The organism is Massilia glaciei, from assembly GCF_003011895.2.
Taxonomy (GTDB): Bacteria; Pseudomonadota; Gammaproteobacteria; order Burkholderiales; family Burkholderiaceae_D; genus Telluria_A; species Telluria_A glaciei.
Genome location: NZ_PXWF02000202.1, coordinates 86,713 through 105,149, shown reverse-complemented (window position 1 = coordinate 105,149; position 18,437 = coordinate 86,713). Strand labels below are relative to the sequence as shown.

The window sequence follows — 18,437 nt, the reverse complement described above, 5'->3', positions numbered from 1 at the left end:
GCACAAGTGATGAAGACAACGAAGAAAACGCCGGATGCCGGTAACAACATCGACCGCCCGCGCAGTGCCGGCGCGTCGGGACGGACCTTGCGCCGCCTCGCAGGCGCGATCGCCTTGATGCATGGCGCCGCGGCCTTCGCCCAGGTGGTGGCGCCCAACCAGGTCGATGCGGCGGCGTTGCAGCGGCAGGAGACTGAGCGGCGTCGCATTCAGGAGCAAGCGGTGCGGGCGGTCGAAGCGCCGGTGCCGGTCATCCGCAACGAACAGCCCGCGCCCTCCGCCGTGCCGATGACGCCCGGCGTCCAATTCACGCTGCGCGAAATCCGCTTCGGACCAAGCACCTATCTGAGCGGGGCCGATCTCGCCGGGCTCGCCGCGCGCCACGTCGGCAAGAAGATCGATTTCAACGACCTGTCGAACCTCGTCGCCGAGGTCAACGCACTGTACCGCCAACGCGGCGTCACCACTGCGCGCGCCATTTTGCGGCCGCAGAAGATCGAGGGCGGCGTGGTGCAGATCGAGTTGGTCGAGGCGCGCCTGGGGCGGGTCGAAGTGGCCGGCAACGCCTACACCAGGCCCGGCTGGGTGGCGGGCTGGTTGTCGGGGCAGCAGGGACAGACGCTCGATCTGGAGCGCATCGAAGACCGCTTGCAGCGCTTCAACCGCGGCGGCGAGGTGCAAATGGAGGCCAGTCTGCGCCCGGGCGCCAGTTTCGGCCTGAGCGACATCCTGCTCACGGTGCGCGAACCGGCGCGCTTCCAGGTTCGCGGGTTTCTCAACAACGAAGGATCCGAGAGCATCGGGCGCGAGCAGCTGGGTGTCGACGCGACCTTCAACGGCCCGGCCGGCATCGGCGACCGGCTGGCGCTGAACGTGACGCGCTCGCGCGGCGCGACCATGGGGTACGTGTCGTACAAGGTGCCGTTCAACCGGCGCGGCGGCAATGTCAGCGCGACGTACAGCGACAGCGCCACCAACGTCCTGGCCGGCCCCTATGCCGCGTTGGGGATCACCGGCAGGTCGAAATCGTTCCAGCTCGCCGCCGTCGAGCCGGTTTGGCACAGGGGCGGCGTCTGGATCGATCTGGCCGCTTCGGTCGGCCGGACCGCGAGTGAAAACCTGATCGACGGCTTAATGCTCAGCGATAGCGTGATCCGGAATCAAACGATCGGGGCCACGGTCAGCGCGCTGTCGAGCCAACGCAGCATGAACCTGACGCTGACCGCCACGCGCGCCACGGCGACGGCCGTCAACACCGAAAAGCGCAGCTTCACGGTGCGCCAATTGGCGGGGACCCTGGTCGAAAATTTCGGCGACAAACATTTCGCCTCGCTGCGCGCGACGCTCCAGAATACGAACCAGGTCATCTTGCCGCCATCGTTGTTGTTCCAACTTGGCGGCGTCGCCTCGGTGCGCGGCTACGAGGTCGGGGCCGTGTCTGGCGATAACGGTTATCTGTTCAACCTCGAGTTCCACCGCACCCTGAGCGATGATTTCAGCGCCTTTGTGTTCTCCGACGTGGGCGGGGTGCGCATCCGCGATGTGCCGAATCAGCGCGTGCAGTCGATCGGGGCCGGTTTGGATTTGCAATCGGGCAAGGCGATGCGGGCCAACATCACGCTCGGCTATGCGCTGAAGGAAGTGTTGCCAGATCAAAGCAAACTGCGCCTTACCGGACGAGTCTCCTACGAGTTTTGACGCGGGGGCGTTCGTTTGGACAAGCAAGGGAAGGGGGGCGGCGCCGCCGGAAATAGGGGGCGCCAAGACAAAGCCGGCTGGATTTGCTATACTTGACTAAATCGTTCAACTAATCAGGCCTTTCGGTGTTTCCACCGCAAGGATTGTTTGTTTGAAACGAGGCAACATTTTAGCACTGATGAAGGTTGTGATGCGTCTGACCACCAAAGGCCGTTTTGCTGTAACCGCGATGATCGATCTTGCCCTGCGCCAGGGCAAGGGCCCCGTCACGCTCTCGGGCATCAGCCAGCGCCAGGCCATCTCGCTGTCGTATCTTGAGCAATTGTTCGGCAAGTTGCGGCGCCATGAGATCGTCGAATCGATCCGCGGCCCGGGCGGCGGCTACAGTCTGGCGCGCCGCGCCGACCAGGTCACCGTGGCCGACATCATCATCGCCGTCGACGAGCCGCTCGACGCGACCCAGTGCGGCGGCAAAGACAATTGCCACGGCGCCGACCCGCTGACCGGCGCGCGCTGCATGACGCACGAGCTGTGGGCCACGCTCAACGAAAAAATGGTCGATTACCTCGACTCGGTCTCGCTGCAGGACCTGGTCGACCAGCAAAAATTGAAGAATCCCGAACAGAGCGTCGTGGTGGTGCACCGCAACCACGCCGCCGTCGAACCAAACTGAAGTAATGGAGTGAACTGATGAACGCGCCTTTGGACAAAAAACTCGAGCAGACCTTCGTGACTGCACCGCATTTCCCGATCTACATGGATTACTCGGCGACGACGCCGATCGACCCGCGCGTCGCCGACAAGATGATTCCGTTCCTGCGCGAGCAGTTCGGCAATCCGGCCTCGCGCAGCCACATGTACGGCTGGACCGCCGAGGCGGCCGTCGAAGAGGCGCGCGGCCACGTCGCCGCCCTCGTCGGCGCCGACCCGCGCGAGATCATCTGGACCTCGGGCGCGACCGAAAGCAACAACCTCGCGATCAAGGGCGCCGCCCAGTTCTACAAGACCAAGGGCAAGCACATCATCACGGTGAAAACCGAGCACAAGGCCGTGCTCGACACCGTGCGCGAGCTCGAGCGCGTCGGCTTCGAGGCGACCTACCTCGCGCCGCAAGACAACGGCCTGATCACGATCGAGCAGCTCGAGGCGGCGATCCGCCCCGACACCATCCTCGTCTCGGTCATGCTGGTCAACAACGAGATCGGCGTGATCCAGCCGATCGACGCGATCGGCGAGCTGTGCCGCGCGAAGGGCATCGTGTTCCATTGCGACGCCGCGCAGGCGACCGGCAAGGTCGAGATCGACCTCGCCAAGAGCAAGGTCGACCTGATGACCTTCACGGCCCACAAGACCTACGGCCCCAAGGGCATCGGCGCGTTGTACGTGCGCCGCAAGCCGCGCATCCGCATCGAGGCGCAAATGCACGGCGGCGGCCACGAGCGCGGCCTGCGTTCGGGCACGCTGCCTACGCACCAGATCGCCGGCATGGGCGAGGCCTTCCGCATCGCCAAAGAAGAAATGGCCAGCGAACTGGCGCGCGTGACGGCGCTGCGCGACCGCCTCGCCAAGGGCCTGCTCGAGATCGAAGAGGTCTACGTCAACGGCGACATGGAGCACCGCGTGCCGCACAACCTGAACGTGAGCTTCAACTACGTCGAGGGCGAATCACTGATCATGGCGATCAAAGACATCGCCGTGTCGTCCGGTTCGGCCTGCACCTCGGCCAGCCTGGAGCCGTCGTACGTGCTGCGCGCGCTCGGGCGCAGCGACGAACTGGCGCACAGCTCGATCCGCTTCACGATCGGCCGTTTTTCCACCGAAGCCGACATCGACTTCGCAATCGACCTGCTCAAATCCAAAGTACACAAGCTGCGCGAACTGTCGCCGCTGTGGGACATGTTCAAGGAAGGGATCGACATCGCCTCGATCCAATGGGCCGCCCACTAAACCGCATTCACCTATTTCAGGAGCACCAAAATGGCTTATTCAGACAAAGTGTTGGACCACTACGAAAATCCGCGTAACGTCGGCGCCTTCGACAAGGGCGACGACACCATCGGCACCGGCATGGTCGGCGCGCCGGCCTGCGGCGACGTCATGAAGCTGCAGATCAAGGTCGGCGCCGATGGCCTGATCGAGGACGCTAAATTCAAGACCTACGGCTGCGGTTCGGCCATCGCATCGAGCTCGCTCGTGACCGAATGGGTCAAGGGCAAAACGCTCGACCAGGCGCTGGCGATCAAGAACACCCAGATCGCTGAAGAGCTGGCGCTGCCGCCGGTCAAAATCCACTGCTCGATCCTGGCAGAGGACGCGATCAAGGCCGCCGTGTTGGACTACCAGACCAAGCACCCGGCCGCCGTCGCCTAAGCTGGAGAAACACATGGCAATCACACTGACCGAAAAAGCGGCCAAGCACATCAACCGCTACATCGAACGTCGCGGCAAGGGTGTTGGCTTGCGTTTTGGCGTGCGCACGACGGGCTGTTCGGGCTTGGCTTACAAGCTCGAATACGTCGACGAGGCGGCGACCGAAGACAGCGTCTTCGAGTCGCATGGCGTGAAGGTCTTTGTCGACCCGAAAAGCCTGCCTTACATCGACGGCACCGAGCTCGATTTCGCGCGCGAGGGTTTGAACGAAGGTTTTCGGTTCAACAACCCGAACGTCAAAGACGCCTGCGGTTGCGGCGAGAGCTTCCGGATCTAAACGGCGTCGGATGCAAAACCACTTCGACCTGTTCCAGCTGCCGGCCACGTTCGCGCTCGACATGAACGCGCTCGATTGCGCCTACCGCGACGTGCAGGGGCGCGTGCACCCGGACCGCTTCATCAACGCGACCGACGCCGAGAAGCGCGTCGCGATGCAGTGGGCGACGCGCGCCAACGAGGCCTACCAGACCCTGCGCAACCCGCAAAAGCGCGCCCAGTACCTGTGCGAACTCAATGGCGTCGATTTGCAGACGGAGTCGAACTCGGCGATGCCGATGGCCTTCCTGATGCAGCAGATGGAGTGGCGCGACGAGCTTGGCGATGCGCGCGCGGCGAAGGACGCGGACGCGTTGGAGGCGCTCGACGAGCAGGTCAAGCTGGAGCGCAAGAATCGTTTGACGGCAATCGGTGAGCAGATCGATAGCGGCGACTTCGAGCACGCGGCGCAAGGCGTACGCGCGCTGATGTTCCTCGAAAAATTCAACGAGGAAGTCCACTACGCCTTCGAGGCGCTAGAAAGTTGATGGCACGTTAAGCAGTGTTGTAACGCCGCAAAACCTACCCACGTCATTCCCGCGAAAGCGGGAATCCAGGCATTACCTGGATTCCCCCCATGCTGAGGTGGCGACCACTTAAACGATGAATCTTCAGCCAAGTATCAGCAGAAAATTCATCGACGCCAGCTATGTAGTTGGCGACTTCGCGTTGACGCTCGCTCAGTATGGATCCCCGGTAAAGGGGGCGCCGAGCCTGGGGACGACATGTTGTGATTGCATTGGTGTTCGCGTAAGCGCGACCTCAGTATGGATCCCCGCCTGCGCGGGGAAGACGTGCTAACAAAATAAAAGAAAATCGGCAAAGCTAATATGGCACTTCTCCAAATCTCCGAACCCGGCATGTCGACCGCGCCCCACCAGCACCGTCTGGCGGTGGGCATCGACCTCGGCACCACCAACTCGCTGGTAGCGACCGTGCGCAGCGGCATTCCCGAAGTGCTGAGCGACGAGGACGGCCGCCCGCTGCTGCCGTCGATCGTGCGCTACCTGCCCAACGGCCACGCGCACATCGGCCACAAAGCCCAGCCGCACCAGACCACCGACCCGAAGAACACGATCGTCTCGGTCAAGCGCTTCATGGGCCGCGGCCTGGCCGACATCGCCCACGCCGAGAACCTGCCCTACGATTTTCAGGATGCCCCCGGCATGGTCCAGATCAAAACCGTCGCGGGCGTAAAAAGCCCGGTCGAGATCTCTGCCCAGATCCTGGCCACGCTGCGCCAGCGCGCCGAAGACTCGCTCGGCGACGAACTCGTGGGCGCCGTCATCACGGTGCCCGCCTACTTCGACGACGCCCAGCGCCAGGCCACCAAGGACGCGGCCCAGCTGGCCGGCCTGAACGTGCTGCGCCTCTTGAGCGAGCCCACCGCCGCCGCCATCGCGTATGGCCTCGACCATGGCTCCGAAGGCGTGTTCGCGGTCTACGACCTTGGCGGCGGCACCTTCGACATCTCAATCCTCAAGCTCTCCAAGGGCGTGTTCGAAGTGCTGTCCACGGGCGGCGACTCCGCGCTCGGCGGCGACGACTTCGACCATCGCCTGTTCTGCTGGATCTGCGAGCACGCCAAACTGGCTCCGCTCTCGCACGAAGACACGGCCACGCTCATGGTCAAGGCGCGCCAGGCCAAGGAACTGCTCTCGACCAACGCCGACACCGTCATCGACGCCATTTTGAATTCCGGCGAGATGGTGCACCTCAAAATCAGCGCCGAGACCTTCGCCGAGATCACCAAGCACCTCGTCAACAAGACCATGACCGCGATTAAAAAGGCCATGCGCGACGCGGCCGTGTCGGTCGAGGACGTCGACGGCGTGGTCATGGTCGGCGGCGCCACGCGCATGCCGCACGTGCGCCGCGCGGTCACCGAATTCTTCAAGACCATCCCGCACGCCAACATCGACCCCGACAAGGTGGTCGCGCTGGGTGCGGCGATCCAGGCCAATCTGCTGGCCGGCAACCGCGCCGCCGGCGACGACTGGCTGCTGCTCGACGTGATCCCGCTCTCGCTCGGCATCGAGACCATGGGCGGCCTGGTGGAAAAAATCATTCCGCGCAATTCGACCATCCCGTGCGCCCGCGCGCAGGAGTTCACTACCTTTAAAGACGGCCAGACCGCGCTGGCCGTGCACGTGCTGCAGGGCGAGCGCGAACTGGTGTCGGACTGCCGCTCGCTGGCGCGCTTCGAGCTGCGCGGCATTCCGCCGATGGCCGCCGGCGCCGCCCGCATCCGCATCACCTACCAGGTCGACGCCGACGGCCTACTGTCGGTGTCGGCGCGCGAAACGCGCTCCGGCGTGGAGGCGTCGATCACGGTCAAGCCCTCGTACGGCCTGGCCGACGACGAAGTGGCACGCATGCTGCAGGACTCGTACACCTCGGCCGAAGTCGACATGGCGCTGCGCGCCCAGCGCGAAGAGCAGGTCGAGGCCGAGCGCATTTTGCTCGCAACGCAAGCGGCGCTCGATGGCGACGCCGCCTTGCTCAGCGACGAGGAGCGCGCCGACATCGACACCCTGATGGCCGGTGTGCGCGAAGCCCTCGCGCGCTCGAACGAAACCGCGCCCGGGGCCGGCGTTGACCCTGCCGCCAACCAGGCCGCCTTGCACGCCGCGGTCGAGGCGCTGGCCCAGGGCACCGAAGAATTCGCCTCGCGCCGCATGGACCAGAGCGTGCGCAGCGCGCTGGCCGGCAAACGGCTCGACCAGGTATAGGCAGCCCCGAAAGCAGCCCCGAACAAATCCAGAGGAAATCAAAGTGCCGCAAATCGTATTCCTGCCCCACCCAGTACTGTGCCCCGAAGGCGCGGTGATCGAAGCGCCCGCCGGACAGTCGCTGTGCGACGTGATGCTGGCCAACGACATCAACATCGAGCACGCCTGCGAAAAATCGTGCGCCTGCACCACCTGCCACGTGCTGGTGCGCGAGGGCTTCGATTCGCTCAGCGAGGCCGACGAGGACGAGGAAGACCAGCTCGACAAGGCCTGGGGCCTCGAGGCCGTGTCGCGCCTGTCGTGCCAGGCCAAGCTGGGCCAGGCCGACCTGGTCATCGAGCTGCCCAAGTACACGATCAACCACGCCAGCGAAAACCATTGATCGGAGCCGCCATGAAATGGAGTGATATTTCGGCGATCGCCGAGGCCCTGTACGACAAGCTGCCCGAGGTCGATCCGGCCACCGTGCGCTTCGTCGACCTGCACAACTGGGTCGTCGAACTCGACGGCTTCGACGACGACCGCACCCGCGGCGGCGAAAAGGTGCTCGAAGCGATCCAGGCGGCGTGGATCGATGAAGCGCGCTGACCAGGGCAAGAAGGGCGCCGCGCCCGAGGCGCCGGCGCTGGCTCCCGAAATTCGGCCCGGCCAGTCGGTCGCGCTGCTGCAGGAACTGCACATCCTCACGCGCGACGGCAAACTCAACCAGGACAGCCGGCGCAAGCTCAAACAGGTCTACCACCTGTACCAGTTCATCGAACCGCTGCTGCGCGAAATCCAGCAGGACCACGCCGACATCTCGCTGGTCGACCATGGCGCCGGCAAGTCCTACCTCGGCTTCATTTTGTACGACCTGTTCTTCAAGGGACGTGGCGACGGCTCGCGCATCTACGGCATCGAGACGCGCGAAGAGCTGGTCCAAAAGTCGACCGAGCTGGCCAAAAAGCTCGACTTCCCCGGCATGTCGTTCCTGAACCTGTCGGTCGCCGAATCGACCGAATCGACCCAGCTGCCAAAGCGGATCGACATCGTCACCGCGCTCCACGCCTGCAACACGGCGACCGACGACGCGATCGACTTCGCCCTCAAAAAGCGCGCGCGCTTCATGGTGCTGGTGCCGTGCTGCCAGGCCGAAGTCGCCTCCGTGCTCAAGAAGAACAAGGGCAAGGACCTCGGCAAGAGCGCGTTGACCGAGATCTGGCGCCACCCGCTGCACACGCGCGAATTCGGCAGCCAGATCACCAACGTGCTGCGCTGCCTGCAGCTCGAGGCGCACGGCTACCAGGTCAACGTGACCGAGCTGGTGGGCTGGGAGCACTCGATGAAGAACGAACTGATCATCGCGTCCTATAAAAACCTGCCGCGCAAGCGTCCGAGCGAGCGCCTGCAAGAGGTGCTGGTCACGCTGGGCCTCGAAGAAATGGGGCAGCGCTTCTATACCGGCAAACTGGCCGAGGCCGACGCCATGGCCCCGCACTGACCGCAACCGAATCGATACCTATGAACCAGACGACCAAACCCTGGATTGACCTGCGCAGCGACACCGTGACGCTGCCCGGCCCCGCGATGCGCGCGGCGATGCACGGCGCCGGCGTGGGCGACGACGTCTACGGCGACGACCCGAGCGTGAACCGGCTGCAGGACTACGCGGCCGAGCTGTTCGGCTACGAGGCGGCCCTGTTCGCGCCTTCGGGCACCCAGACCAACCTGATCGCGCTGCTGGTCCATTGCGCGCGCGGCGACGAATACCTGGTCGGGCAGGAGGCCCACACCTACAAATACGAAGGCGGCGGCGCCGCGGTGCTGGGCAGCATCCAGCCGCAACCGATAGCCAACCAGCCCGACGGCAGCATCGCGCTGGCCGACATCGCCGCCTACATCAAGCCCGACGACATGCACTTCGCGCGTTCGCGCTTGCTGGCGCTGGAAAACACGATCGGCGGGCGCGTGCTCGGCGCCGAATACATGGCCGCGGCCACCTCGCTCGCGCATGCGCGCGGCCTGGCCACCCACCTCGACGGCGCCCGCATCTGCAACGCGGCGGTCAAGCAGGGCATCAGCCTGCGCGCGGCCACCGCCGGTTTCGACACGGTCTCGGTGTGCCTGTCCAAAGGCCTCGGCGCGCCGGTCGGCTCGTTGCTGTGCGGTCCGCGCGCGTTCATCGAGCAGGGCAAGCGCTGGCGCAAGATGCTCGGGGGTGGCATGCGCCAGGCCGGCCTGCTGGCGGCTGCGGGCCAGCACGCGCTCGAACACAATGTCGAACGGCTCGCCGACGACCACGCCAACGCCGCCGCGCTCGCGCAGGGCCTCGCGCAGATCGCCCAGATCAAGGTCGCCACGCCGCAAACCAACATCTTCTATGTCGACGTGCCGGAAGCGGCCGTCGACGCCTTGCGCGCCGCGCTCACGCAGGCGGACATCAAGGCGACGGTCGGCAAGCACACGCGTTTGGTCACCCACCTTGGCGTCACGGCGGCCGACGTCGAACACGTCGTCGCCGTGTTCACGGCTTTTTTCAAAGACTGGCAAGCAGCTACATGACCGACAACACCATTCGCCTCGCCAAACGCGTGGCCGAGATGATTCCGTGCTCGCGCGCCGAAGCCGACAAATACATCGCCGGCGGCTGGATCAGCGTCGACGGCGTGGTGGTCGAGGAGGCGGGCGCCCGCGTGGCCGACGAGCAGGACGTGGTGATCCATCCGGACGCCACGCTGATCGAACTGGTGCCGGTGACGATCTTGCTGCACAAACCGGCCGGTTTTAGCGCCGGCGTCGACACCGATGCCGCGCCCGCGCTCGAGTGCCTCACGCAAGAGACCTTGCTGCTGGCCGACCATGGCAAGCAACGCTTTTTAAAGCGGCACCTTAGTAACCTGACCTTGACGTCGCCACTCGAGACCAAGGCCAGCGGCCTGGTGATCTACACGCAGGACTTCCGCGTGGCGCGCAAACTGGTCGACGAAGGCCAGCGTGTCGAGCAGGAGTACATCGTCGAAGTCGGCGGCGCGATCCGCGAGGGCGGCCTTGCCGCGCTCAACCATGGCCTGACCTTCAACGGCAAGGAGATCGCGCCGATGAAGGTGAGCTGGCAGAACGAGACGCGCCTGCGTTTCGCGCTCAAGGGCGTCAAGCCGGGCCAGATCACGCATATGTGCCGCATGGTCGGGCTTAGCGTGGTGAGCATAAAGCGCATCCGCGTGGGACGCATCTCGATGGCCGGTTTGCCGGTCGGGCAGTGGCGCTACCTGCACGAATACGAACGCTTCTAATTCGGGACAGAATTGAAAACGCCACTTTTTTACGTGGCGTTTTTTATTCGTTCTCGGTCTGCAGGTGGCAATTTAGTGGTTTTTAGTTCGGGCACATCTGAAGTAGGGCGTCATCGTATATTATTTCATTTTCGAAAAATTATTAAATAAATGAAAATGATGATAAGGCAAGGCATTGCCCGGATGCTGCTATGCGCAAGTACGCTTGCAATGCTTACTGCTTGCGCCACGACCAACGACGCGACCGATCCGCTGGAACTGCGTAGTGGATCTCGCGAGAGCCCCGTGGTCGTGAGTGTCACGCCCAACCTCAGCCAGATCATGGGTTTCGACGAGATCACCGTGACCCGGATTGACCCCGAATTTAGGCAGCGGGTCGAGCATTTCGTACTACGCCAGATCGCTCCAGGATTGACGCGCGACACCACCCTTTAGGCCCATAAGTTACTGTGCCTGGGCGACAATTCCGATTTGATCGGGAGATTCGTCGTTCATCCGAACAAGGGTGTGGACCTTGGGCGCCTGGTCGTTACGCGCATGAACAAGAAGGACATTGTCGGCCGCAGCCGGCAGGCGAAGTCGAACCTGAGCTTGATTGAGAAGTTTTCCCCACAGCACCGGCAGTTGTTTTCGGGCGATGTGGAGGCGGGTTGGAACGGCGCCGAAGAGGGCCGGTATGTTGTCGAAGAAAATGCGCTTGCGCGCCCGTTGGGAGCGGACTGTCTGACCGAACTGGCGGACGGAACGATGATTGCGGCGAGCCGCCTCGGCACGGTCCTCATCAGATCGAGCAAAGGGATATGGAGGGCGGTGCGGGGGCAGGGCATCGAATCGTTGCTTTGCGTCACCCCCGTTTCGCTTCCGAACGCGGAGTTTCTGGCAGTGGGGGAATTGGGCACCATTTTGCGCAAGCCGCCCGGGATCGACAAACTGCTTCCCGTCGATGGCGGAGACCTGCCAATGGGCAATCTACTGCGGATCGAGGGAAATGCCGAGGCGGGCTGGTTTGTTTTGCATGAGAAGGGGGACGAGCTTAGCCTACTGCACTCCCGGACGCTGGAAGCGGGCCAATGGCGTTTCGTGCGGAAGGAAACGCAAAAAGGCGATCTCTGGAACGCTTTCAGTTCGATCTGGATGTGGCGCACCAACAATGGCTTTGGCTACACCGTCTCAAATGGTCCTATCCATATCATGGACTTTGCCACCGGCGAGTGGACGGAAAGGGCGACGCCGAAGAACGAGCGCATCGCAGTGATCATCCACAGCCCGAACGGCACCTTGGGCGCGCTCACTGCGCCTAGAGGCGGTTTTTCAAAAGCGCTCGCCACGGTGTACTTCTCGAAAGACGATGCGCAAAGCTGGGTGCCGGCGGCGCTGCCGTTCAAATCCACCCCGTTTCCCATCATGCGCGGAGCGGACGGCACCGTGCCCATCATGCACTCATGGGACGGCACCATGCATGTCAGCGGCGGCAGTCTATCCGAGGCCCATGTCAGCAAGGACGAGGGAAAGACGTGGACGAATGAGGGGCGTTCCGGCAGATTGATGTCGCCCCTGAAATCGGGCGGTCTTGTCGCTTTGAATTTCGGCGTCGATAGGGTTTTCTCGATCATCCATTCGGCCGATGGCGGAAAAAACTGGGAAGTTGAATACAGCACCTCCGATCGACGCGCAGATGGCGCCGCGAATAAGAAGCCGTAGACGCTTGCCCGGGCTGACGCCGGGGCCAGCCGGAAATGGCGTTCTACGCTTTCGCCTTCTGCTTGGCCGGCGCGGCCATCTGAATCAGCCGCGTCCCCATCAATTTGTCATGCAGGAACTGGCGGTCCTTGTCGAGGAAGGCCGTCATGGCCCACGCGGCCAGATTGATCGCAAACAAGCCGAACACTTCGGCCTTGCCTGTTGGTTTCAAAGCATAGATGAGTATTGCCGCCGGCAGAAACCAGCCGCAGGCGAGCAAAAACCTGCCCAGGGCCACGCGCGGGGGCATCCTCGCAAACCCCGGCTTGACCAGTTTGATGCGCCAGGTCTTCATGGCCAGCGTGTGTCCGCTGTCGACCCAGCAATGGATGAAGTAGGCGGCCGCGATCAGGAATATCCACATCGACAAGCCATGCTGGAAGGCGTCCGCCTTCGTATCCTGCGCGCCAAACACGAATCGCGCGATCAGCAGATAAAGCAGGACGCCGAAGAACTCCACCGCGGTCAAAAGGAAGGCCTCGTACACCATGGCGATCAGGCGGCGTTTCAGGGTCGGTGTTGGCAGGCTTGTTGTCGCAGGCGAAGAACTATTTTGCATGTGGTGCGGGAGCAGCCGGCGTAGCCGGAGGGAGGGTGGTGGTAAGCGTCGGCGTCGGGGCGACTGGCGCCGGCACACAGGCCGGCAGCGGCGCTGCCGGATTCTTTATCGTGCCGGCCGGGCAGGCGGCCTCGGGCAAGCGCGCCGGCGCCGGCGGCACCGCTGTCGCGGCCTGCGCCGCGGCCTTGGGCTTGGGCGGCTCGGGCCTGGGCGGCTCTATGGCGGCCGGCTTGGCGAGTTTGTGCTTGGCAGCCGCAGCGTTGGCGGCGAGTTTTCTCTTTTGCTCGGCGGACAGCTGCTGGTACTGTTCCCACTTGGCCGACTTGCTGTTCGGGGCGATCTGCTTCGAGCGCGTGTAATTCTGGCGCACAACACGGCGCTCTTCGGGAGACAGCCTGCTCCATTCACGCATGCGCGCGTGCATGCGGCGTTGCTCCGCCGGCGTCATGGTCGCAAAACGGTTGGCGATGCCGAGCCATTTGTCGCGGCGCGCGCCCTCCATCCTGTCCCACTGGCCCGCGAGCGGCTTCAATGCAACACGTTGCGCTGGAGTCAACTCGCTCCAAGTCTTGGCGGGGGCGGCCGGCACCAGCAGGGGCGCCTGGGCCGCGACGGCGCGATCGCCAACTTGTTGCGCGGTGGCGGGCGGCGCCGCCAGCGACAACACTGAAAGCGCTGAAAGCGCGGCCAGGCAGGCCTGCAGGCGGGAACGGATGTCGATGCCGGCCATCCTTATTGGGCGCGCTCGGCGCCCTCGGCGAGGTAGGCGTTAAATCCGTCGTCGAGGTAGGCGGTCAGCGGGAGTTCGTCGGACAACACGCCGGCTTCGAGTTCGGCCAGTTCGAGGCCGCGGCGTTGCTCCTCGACCTCGAACACGCCGGCCAGGCCGACCACGAGGGCGAGCAGGGGAACGGCGACGCCGATGCGTCCGCCCAGCGAAGGTAACGAATAGTTGCTTAGGAGCTTGGCGGCCAGCGAGAGCCGGGCCAGGCGCGCAGGCGTCTGTGCCTTTTTGCGCGATAGGGCCAGTTTGCGGGCCGAAGCGAGCCGATCGGTTGTCGATGCGGGCAGATCGTCGAGTTTCTCGTTGAGCGCGTGGCGCACCTTGTACGCGAAATTGATGTCGTCGGTATTCATAATGTAATTCCCAAGGCTTTCAGCGAATCGGCGAGCGTATGCGTTGCGCGCGAGCAGTGCGTTTTGACACTGCCTTCGGAACATCCCATCGCTTCGGCTGTTTCGGCCACGTCCATATCGTGTAGGTAACGCATAAGGAACGCTTCTCGTTGACGCGCGGGCAGTTTTTGTACCTGGGCATCGATGATTGTCAGGGTCTGCATGCGCTCGGCGAGGTCCGCGCTCGATTCTGCCGCCGCAGATCCATGTTCCGCCTCATAGGCTTCGAGTATATCAAAATCGTCGTTCCCTTCGACGCGCTTGCCCATTGCCGAGAAAAGGCTGACCCAGGTGTTGCGCACCTTCTCGCGTCGAAAGTAATCGAGTATCGTATTTTGCAGGATGCGCTGGAACAACATCGGCAGTTCCGCCGCCGGCTTGTCGCCGTATTTCTCGGCGAGCTTGATCATGGCGTCCTGCACGATGTCCAGGGCGGACTCGTCCTTTCGCACGGCGTAGACGGCCTGCTTGAAAGCGCGGCGCTCAACGTGCTCGAGGAAATCGGATAGTTCTTTGTCTGTCGCCATGCGGTCGGGGATGGTTTGAGGCCCTGGGTCGATCAAGTTTCGTTTCTTTAAGCTCGCAATGGCATTTTGGAAAACTGACGCATCCTAGCAAAAATTGCCGCTTTCCGCAGGATATTTGGGGTTCAGGGACCTAAAACGGCCCGGCGGGACCCGATAGCCCTTGACCAAAATGGTGCGACGCAGTAAGGTGGAGAACGCTTTGCCACCCCGAAGCTTTATGGTCAGGTCGCCACCGGCACACAACGCAGGCATCGGCATGACGCGCTTTCATATGTAGGCAGTTTGTTCTAACCCGCGCCACAAGCGCGAGAGATCCGCACAACCGCCAACAGAAACTCAAGCCGAACGAGTTGCGTTCAGCGTCGTTTCGTAACGTATCTATGGGTACGTGAAAGATCGGCGTCACCGCAGAAAAAGGGGAGCCTGAGCCACTGTTGCGTAACGCGTATTTCGTTAGGAAAGAACATCCGATCACCTCCCAATGGGTCTTGAAAGGAATGTATCATGAGTAACGAAGCAGCAGTTCCCATCACGGGCGCTGAGATATTAGTGCGTTGCCTGGCCGAGGAGGGCGTCAAACACGTCTTTGGCTATCCGGGCGGTGCGGTCCTCTATATCTACGACGCCATCTTCAAGCAAGACAAATTCCAACACGTCCTCGTACGCCACGAGCAGGCGGCCGTGCATGCGGCCGATGCCTATTCGCGCAGCTCGAACACGGTCGGCGTCGCCCTCGTGACCTCGGGTCCGGGCGTGACCAACGCCGTCACCGGCCTGTCGACCGCGTACATGGATTCGATCCCGATGGTCGTCATCTCCGGCCAGGTGCCGAGCCACGCGATCGGCCAGGATGCATTCCAGGAATGCGACACGGTCGGCATCACGCGGCCCGTGGTCAAGCACAATTTCCTCGTCAAGGATGTCAAGGACCTCGCGCTGACGATCAAGAAGGCGTTCTTCATCGCGCGCACCGGCCGTCCCGGCCCGGTGCTGGTCGACATCCCCAAAGACATCAGCATGCACAAGTGCTTCTACGACTATCCCAAGGATATCGAGATGCGCTCGTACAAGCCGGTCGACAAGGGCCATTCGGGCCAGATCCGCAAGGCCGTGCAACTGCTGCTGCAGGCCGAACGCCCGATGATCTACACCGGCGGCGGGGTCATCCTCGCCAACGCTTCGCCCGAGCTCAACCGCTTGGTCGACCGTCTCGGTTTCCCGTGCACCAACACCCTGATGGGGTTGGGCGGCTACCGCGCCTCGAGCGAGAACTATGTTGGCATGCCCGGCATGCACGGCACCTACGAAGCGAACATGGCGATGCAGCATTGCGACGTCCTGATCGCCATCGGCGCCCGCTTCGACGACCGCGTGATCGGCAACCCCAAGCACTTCGCCTCGCATCCGCGCAAGATCATCCACGTCGACATCGACCCGTCCTCGATCTCGAAACGGGTCAAGGTCGACATCCCGATCGTGGGCAACGTCAAGGACGTGCTGGTCGAATTCCTGGCCCAGCTCGACGCCAGCGAGGCCAAGCCGAACGCGCCGGCCGTCAAGGACTGGTGGAAACAGATCAACGAATGGCGCGGCCGCGAATGCCTCAAATTCCAGGATTCAAGCCTCGTGATCAAGCCGCAATCGGTGGTCCAGAAGGTCTGGGAGCTGACCAAGGGCGACGCCTTCATCACCTCCGACGTCGGCCAGCACCAGATGTGGGCGGCCCAGTACTATGGTTTCGACAAGCCGCGCCGCTGGATCAATTCGGGCGGCCTGGGCACCATGGGCGTGGGCCTGCCGTACGCCATGGGCGTGCAGATGGCCAACCCCGACGCGACCGTGGCCTGCATCACGGGCGAGGGCTCGATCCAGATGTGCATCCAGGAGCTTGCCACCTGCAAGCAATACCATTTGACGCCGAAGATCATCCTGCTCAACAACCGTTTCCTCGGCATGGTGCGCCAGTGGCAGCAGATCGACTACGGCTCGCGCTATTCGGAGTCGTACATGGACTCGCTGCCGGACTTCTCGAAGCTGGCCGAATCGTTCGGCCACGTCGGCATGAAGATCGAAAAACCCGGTGACGTCGACGGCGCGCTCAAGGAGGCGTTCGACATGAAGGACCGCCTGGTGTTCATGAACTTCATCACCGACCAGTCCGAAAACGTCTGGCCCATGGTCAAGGCCGGCAAGGGCTTGTCCGAAATGCTGCTCGGATCGGAGGACTTGTAATGCGCCATATCATCTCAGTCCTGCTGGAAAACGAAGCCGGCGCGCTCTCGCGCGTGGTCGGCCTGTTCTCGGCCCGCGGCTACAATATCGAGACGCTGACGGTGGCGCCGACCGAGGACGCGACCCTGTCGCGCATGACCATCGTCACCAGCGGCTCGGACGACATCATCGAGCAGATCACCAAGCACCTGAACCGCCTGATCGAGGTGGTCAAGGTGGTCGACCTGACCGAGGGCGCCCACATCGAACGCGAGCTCATGCTCATCAAGGTGCGCGCGGTCGGCAAGGAGCGCGAGGAAATGAAGCGCACCGCGGACATCTTCCGCGGCCGCGTCATCGACGTCACGGAGAAGACCTACACGATCGAGCTGACCGGCAACAAGGGCAAGCTCGACGCGTTCATCGACTCCATCGACCGCGCCTCGATCCTCGAAACGGTGCGCACCGGCGGCTCCGGCATCGGCCGCGGCGAACGCATCCTCAAAGTGTAAGACCGTGCCGACGGCACAATCCCAAACAATTGAATAAATAAAACTAGGAATATGACCATGAATGTTTTTTACGACAAAGACTGCGACCTCTCCCTCGTCAAGGGCAAAAACGTTGCCATTATCGGCTACGGCTCGCAAGGCCACGCGCACGCGCAAAACCTGAACGATTCGGGCGTCAACGTCACGGTCGGCCTGCGCAAGGGCGGCGCCTCGTGGACCAAGGTCGAACAGGCCGGCCTCAAGGTGGCCGAAGTCAACGACGCGGTCAAGGCCGCCGACATCATCATGATCTTGCTGCCCGACGAGAGCATCGCCCAGGTCTACAACGAGAACATCGCCCCGTTCGCCAAGCAGGGCGCGGTGCTCGCGTTCGCGCACGGCTTTAACGTGCACTACGGCCAGGTCGTGCCGCGCGCCGACCTCGACGTCATCATGGTCGCCCCCAAGGCGCCGGGCCACACCGTGCGCGGCACCTACGCCAACGGCGGCGGCGTGCCGCACCTGATCGCGGTCTACCAGGACAAGTCCGGCTCGGCGCGCGACATCGCGATGTCGTATGCCATGGCCAACGGCGGCGGCCGCGCCGGCATCATCGAGACCAACTTCCGCGAAGAGACCGAGACCGACCTGTTCGGCGAGCAGGCGGTATTGTGCGGCGGCGCCGTCGAACTGATCAAGGCTGGTTTCGAGACCCTGACCGAAGCCGGTTACGCGCCCGAGATGGCCTATTTCGAGTGCCTGCACGAGCTCAAGCTGATCGTCGACCTGATCTACGAGGGCGGCATCGCCAACATGAACTATTCGATCTCCAACAACGCCGAGTACGGCGAGTACGTGACGGGCCCGAAGATCGTGACCGAAGACACCAAGAACGCGATGCGCCAGTGCCTCAAGGACATCCAGACCGGTGAATACGCGAAGAGCTTCATCCTCGAGAACAAGGCCGGCGCCCCGACCCTGATCTCGCGCCGCCGCCTCACGTCCGAGCACCAGATCGAGGAAGTCGGCGCCAAGCTGCGTGCGATGATGCCTTGGATCGCCAAGAACAAGCTGGTCGATCAGTCGAAGAACTAAATACGTGGTGCGGTCCGGCGGCGACAACTGTATCGCCGGAGCCGCCTCACTCCCCCGTCGTTCCCGGGCTCGGCGCCCCCTTGGCGGGAATCCATGCTGAGCATGCAGTCACGCGCCATCTGCAAATTTGTAACGTGGCCTAAAGGGTTGAACGGCGCGTCAAGACCGGCTCAGCATGGGTCTCCGCTAAG

21 protein-coding genes are annotated in these 18,437 nt (G+C 63.1%); 17 read left to right on the top strand and 4 right to left on the bottom strand.

The annotated features are described in order from the left end of the window. Window positions 1-9: 9 nt before the first annotated feature. The 14 genes from C7C56_RS12535 (at window position 10) to C7C56_RS12470 (ending at window position 12,148) form a co-directional block, all read left to right on the top strand. Complete coding sequence (locus tag C7C56_RS12535) at window positions 10-1,698, top strand: ShlB/FhaC/HecB family hemolysin secretion/activation protein (RefSeq protein ID WP_106757724.1); 1,689 nt, start codon at window positions 10-12, stop codon at window positions 1,696-1,698. A gap of 190 nt (window positions 1,699-1,888) precedes the next feature. Continuing rightward, a complete protein-coding gene (gene iscR, locus C7C56_RS12530) occupies window positions 1,889-2,371 on the top strand; it encodes a Fe-S cluster assembly transcriptional regulator IscR (RefSeq protein WP_106757745.1) in 483 nt (160 codons plus the stop codon). A 17-nt stretch (window positions 2,372-2,388) separates the two neighbouring features. Next, window positions 2,389-3,645 (top strand): IscS subfamily cysteine desulfurase, encoded by a 1,257-nt coding sequence (locus C7C56_RS12525; protein ID WP_106757723.1) that lies wholly within the window; start codon window positions 2,389-2,391, stop codon window positions 3,643-3,645. Window positions 3,646-3,675: 30 nt separating this feature from the next. Further along, window positions 3,676-4,068: a Fe-S cluster assembly scaffold IscU gene (gene iscU / locus C7C56_RS12520; RefSeq protein WP_106757722.1), complete on the top strand. Its 393-nt coding sequence runs from the start codon at window positions 3,676-3,678 to the stop codon at window positions 4,066-4,068. A gap of 13 nt (window positions 4,069-4,081) precedes the next feature. Continuing rightward, window positions 4,082-4,405 carry an iron-sulfur cluster assembly protein IscA gene (gene iscA, locus C7C56_RS12515; RefSeq protein WP_106757721.1) on the top strand — a complete coding sequence of 108 codons (324 nt, stop codon included), beginning with the start codon at window positions 4,082-4,084 and terminating at the stop codon, window positions 4,403-4,405. 10 nt (window positions 4,406-4,415) lie between these two features. Further along, window positions 4,416-4,931: a Fe-S protein assembly co-chaperone HscB gene (hscB, locus tag C7C56_RS12510; RefSeq protein WP_106757720.1), complete on the top strand. Its 516-nt coding sequence runs from the start codon at window positions 4,416-4,418 to the stop codon at window positions 4,929-4,931. 342 nt (window positions 4,932-5,273) lie between these two features. Continuing rightward, entirely contained in the window at window positions 5,274-7,175 is a 1,902-nt protein-coding gene (gene hscA, locus C7C56_RS12505; protein WP_106757719.1) for a Fe-S protein assembly chaperone HscA, read from the top strand. 43 nt (window positions 7,176-7,218) lie between these two features. Beyond that, window positions 7,219-7,557: an ISC system 2Fe-2S type ferredoxin gene (gene fdx / locus C7C56_RS12500; protein ID WP_106757718.1), complete on the top strand. Its 339-nt coding sequence runs from the start codon at window positions 7,219-7,221 to the stop codon at window positions 7,555-7,557. Between the two features lie 11 nt (window positions 7,558-7,568). Continuing rightward, complete coding sequence (gene iscX / locus C7C56_RS12495) at window positions 7,569-7,763, top strand: Fe-S cluster assembly protein IscX (RefSeq protein WP_106757717.1); 195 nt, start codon at window positions 7,569-7,571, stop codon at window positions 7,761-7,763. Then, window positions 7,750-8,655 (top strand): class I SAM-dependent methyltransferase, encoded by a 906-nt coding sequence (locus tag C7C56_RS12490; protein WP_106757716.1) that lies wholly within the window; start codon window positions 7,750-7,752, stop codon window positions 8,653-8,655. Before iscX ends, C7C56_RS12490 begins: the two co-directional genes overlap by 14 nt. Before the next feature lie 20 nt (window positions 8,656-8,675). Next, on the top strand, window positions 8,676-9,716 hold the full coding sequence (ltaE, locus tag C7C56_RS12485; protein WP_106757715.1) for a low-specificity L-threonine aldolase: 1,041 nt from the start codon (window positions 8,676-8,678) through the stop codon (window positions 9,714-9,716). After that, window positions 9,713-10,447 (top strand): rRNA pseudouridine synthase, encoded by a 735-nt coding sequence (locus C7C56_RS29850; protein WP_106757714.1) that lies wholly within the window; start codon window positions 9,713-9,715, stop codon window positions 10,445-10,447. Before ltaE ends, C7C56_RS29850 begins: the two co-directional genes overlap by 4 nt. 150 nt (window positions 10,448-10,597) lie before the next feature. Continuing rightward, on the top strand, window positions 10,598-10,882 hold the full coding sequence (locus C7C56_RS12475; RefSeq protein ID WP_106757713.1) for a hypothetical protein: 285 nt from the start codon (window positions 10,598-10,600) through the stop codon (window positions 10,880-10,882). 102 nt (window positions 10,883-10,984) lie between these two features. Continuing rightward, window positions 10,985-12,148 (top strand): beta propeller repeat protein, encoded by a 1,164-nt coding sequence (locus C7C56_RS12470; RefSeq protein ID WP_146204453.1) that lies wholly within the window; start codon window positions 10,985-10,987, stop codon window positions 12,146-12,148. A 43-nt stretch (window positions 12,149-12,191) separates the two neighbouring features. Here C7C56_RS12470 and C7C56_RS12465 read toward each other — a convergent pair whose 3' ends face one another. From C7C56_RS12465 to C7C56_RS12450, 4 genes are read right to left on the bottom strand one after another with little or no spacing between them, the layout of a single operon-like run. Continuing rightward, window positions 12,192-12,746: an RDD family protein gene (locus tag C7C56_RS12465; protein ID WP_106757711.1), complete on the bottom strand. Its 555-nt coding sequence runs from the start codon at window positions 12,744-12,746 to the stop codon at window positions 12,192-12,194. Continuing rightward, window positions 12,736-13,476: a DUF3106 domain-containing protein gene (locus tag C7C56_RS29845; protein ID WP_181373149.1), complete on the bottom strand. Its 741-nt coding sequence runs from the start codon at window positions 13,474-13,476 to the stop codon at window positions 12,736-12,738. Before C7C56_RS29845 ends, C7C56_RS12465 begins: the two co-directional genes overlap by 11 nt. A 2-nt stretch (window positions 13,477-13,478) precedes the next feature. Further along, window positions 13,479-13,883: a DUF3619 family protein gene (locus C7C56_RS12455; RefSeq protein ID WP_106757710.1), complete on the bottom strand. Its 405-nt coding sequence runs from the start codon at window positions 13,881-13,883 to the stop codon at window positions 13,479-13,481. Further along, on the bottom strand, window positions 13,880-14,449 hold the full coding sequence (locus C7C56_RS12450; RefSeq protein ID WP_106757709.1) for an RNA polymerase sigma factor: 570 nt from the start codon (window positions 14,447-14,449) through the stop codon (window positions 13,880-13,882). The genes C7C56_RS12455 and C7C56_RS12450 overlap by 4 nt, the downstream gene beginning before the upstream one ends. Before the next feature lie 504 nt (window positions 14,450-14,953). Here C7C56_RS12450 and C7C56_RS12445 point away from each other — a divergent pair. From C7C56_RS12445 to ilvC, 3 genes are read left to right on the top strand one after another with little or no spacing between them, the layout of a single operon-like run. Further along, window positions 14,954-16,681: an acetolactate synthase 3 catalytic subunit gene (locus C7C56_RS12445; RefSeq protein WP_106757708.1), complete on the top strand. Its 1,728-nt coding sequence runs from the start codon at window positions 14,954-14,956 to the stop codon at window positions 16,679-16,681. Then, window positions 16,681-17,172: an acetolactate synthase small subunit gene (ilvN, locus tag C7C56_RS12440; protein WP_106757707.1), complete on the top strand. Its 492-nt coding sequence runs from the start codon at window positions 16,681-16,683 to the stop codon at window positions 17,170-17,172. Before C7C56_RS12445 ends, ilvN begins: the two co-directional genes overlap by 1 nt. Window positions 17,173-17,229: 57 nt before the next feature. Beyond that, window positions 17,230-18,246, top strand: coding sequence for a ketol-acid reductoisomerase (gene ilvC / locus C7C56_RS12435; RefSeq protein ID WP_106757744.1), 1,017 nt, complete (start codon window positions 17,230-17,232; stop codon window positions 18,244-18,246). Window positions 18,247-18,437 lie beyond the last annotated feature (191 nt).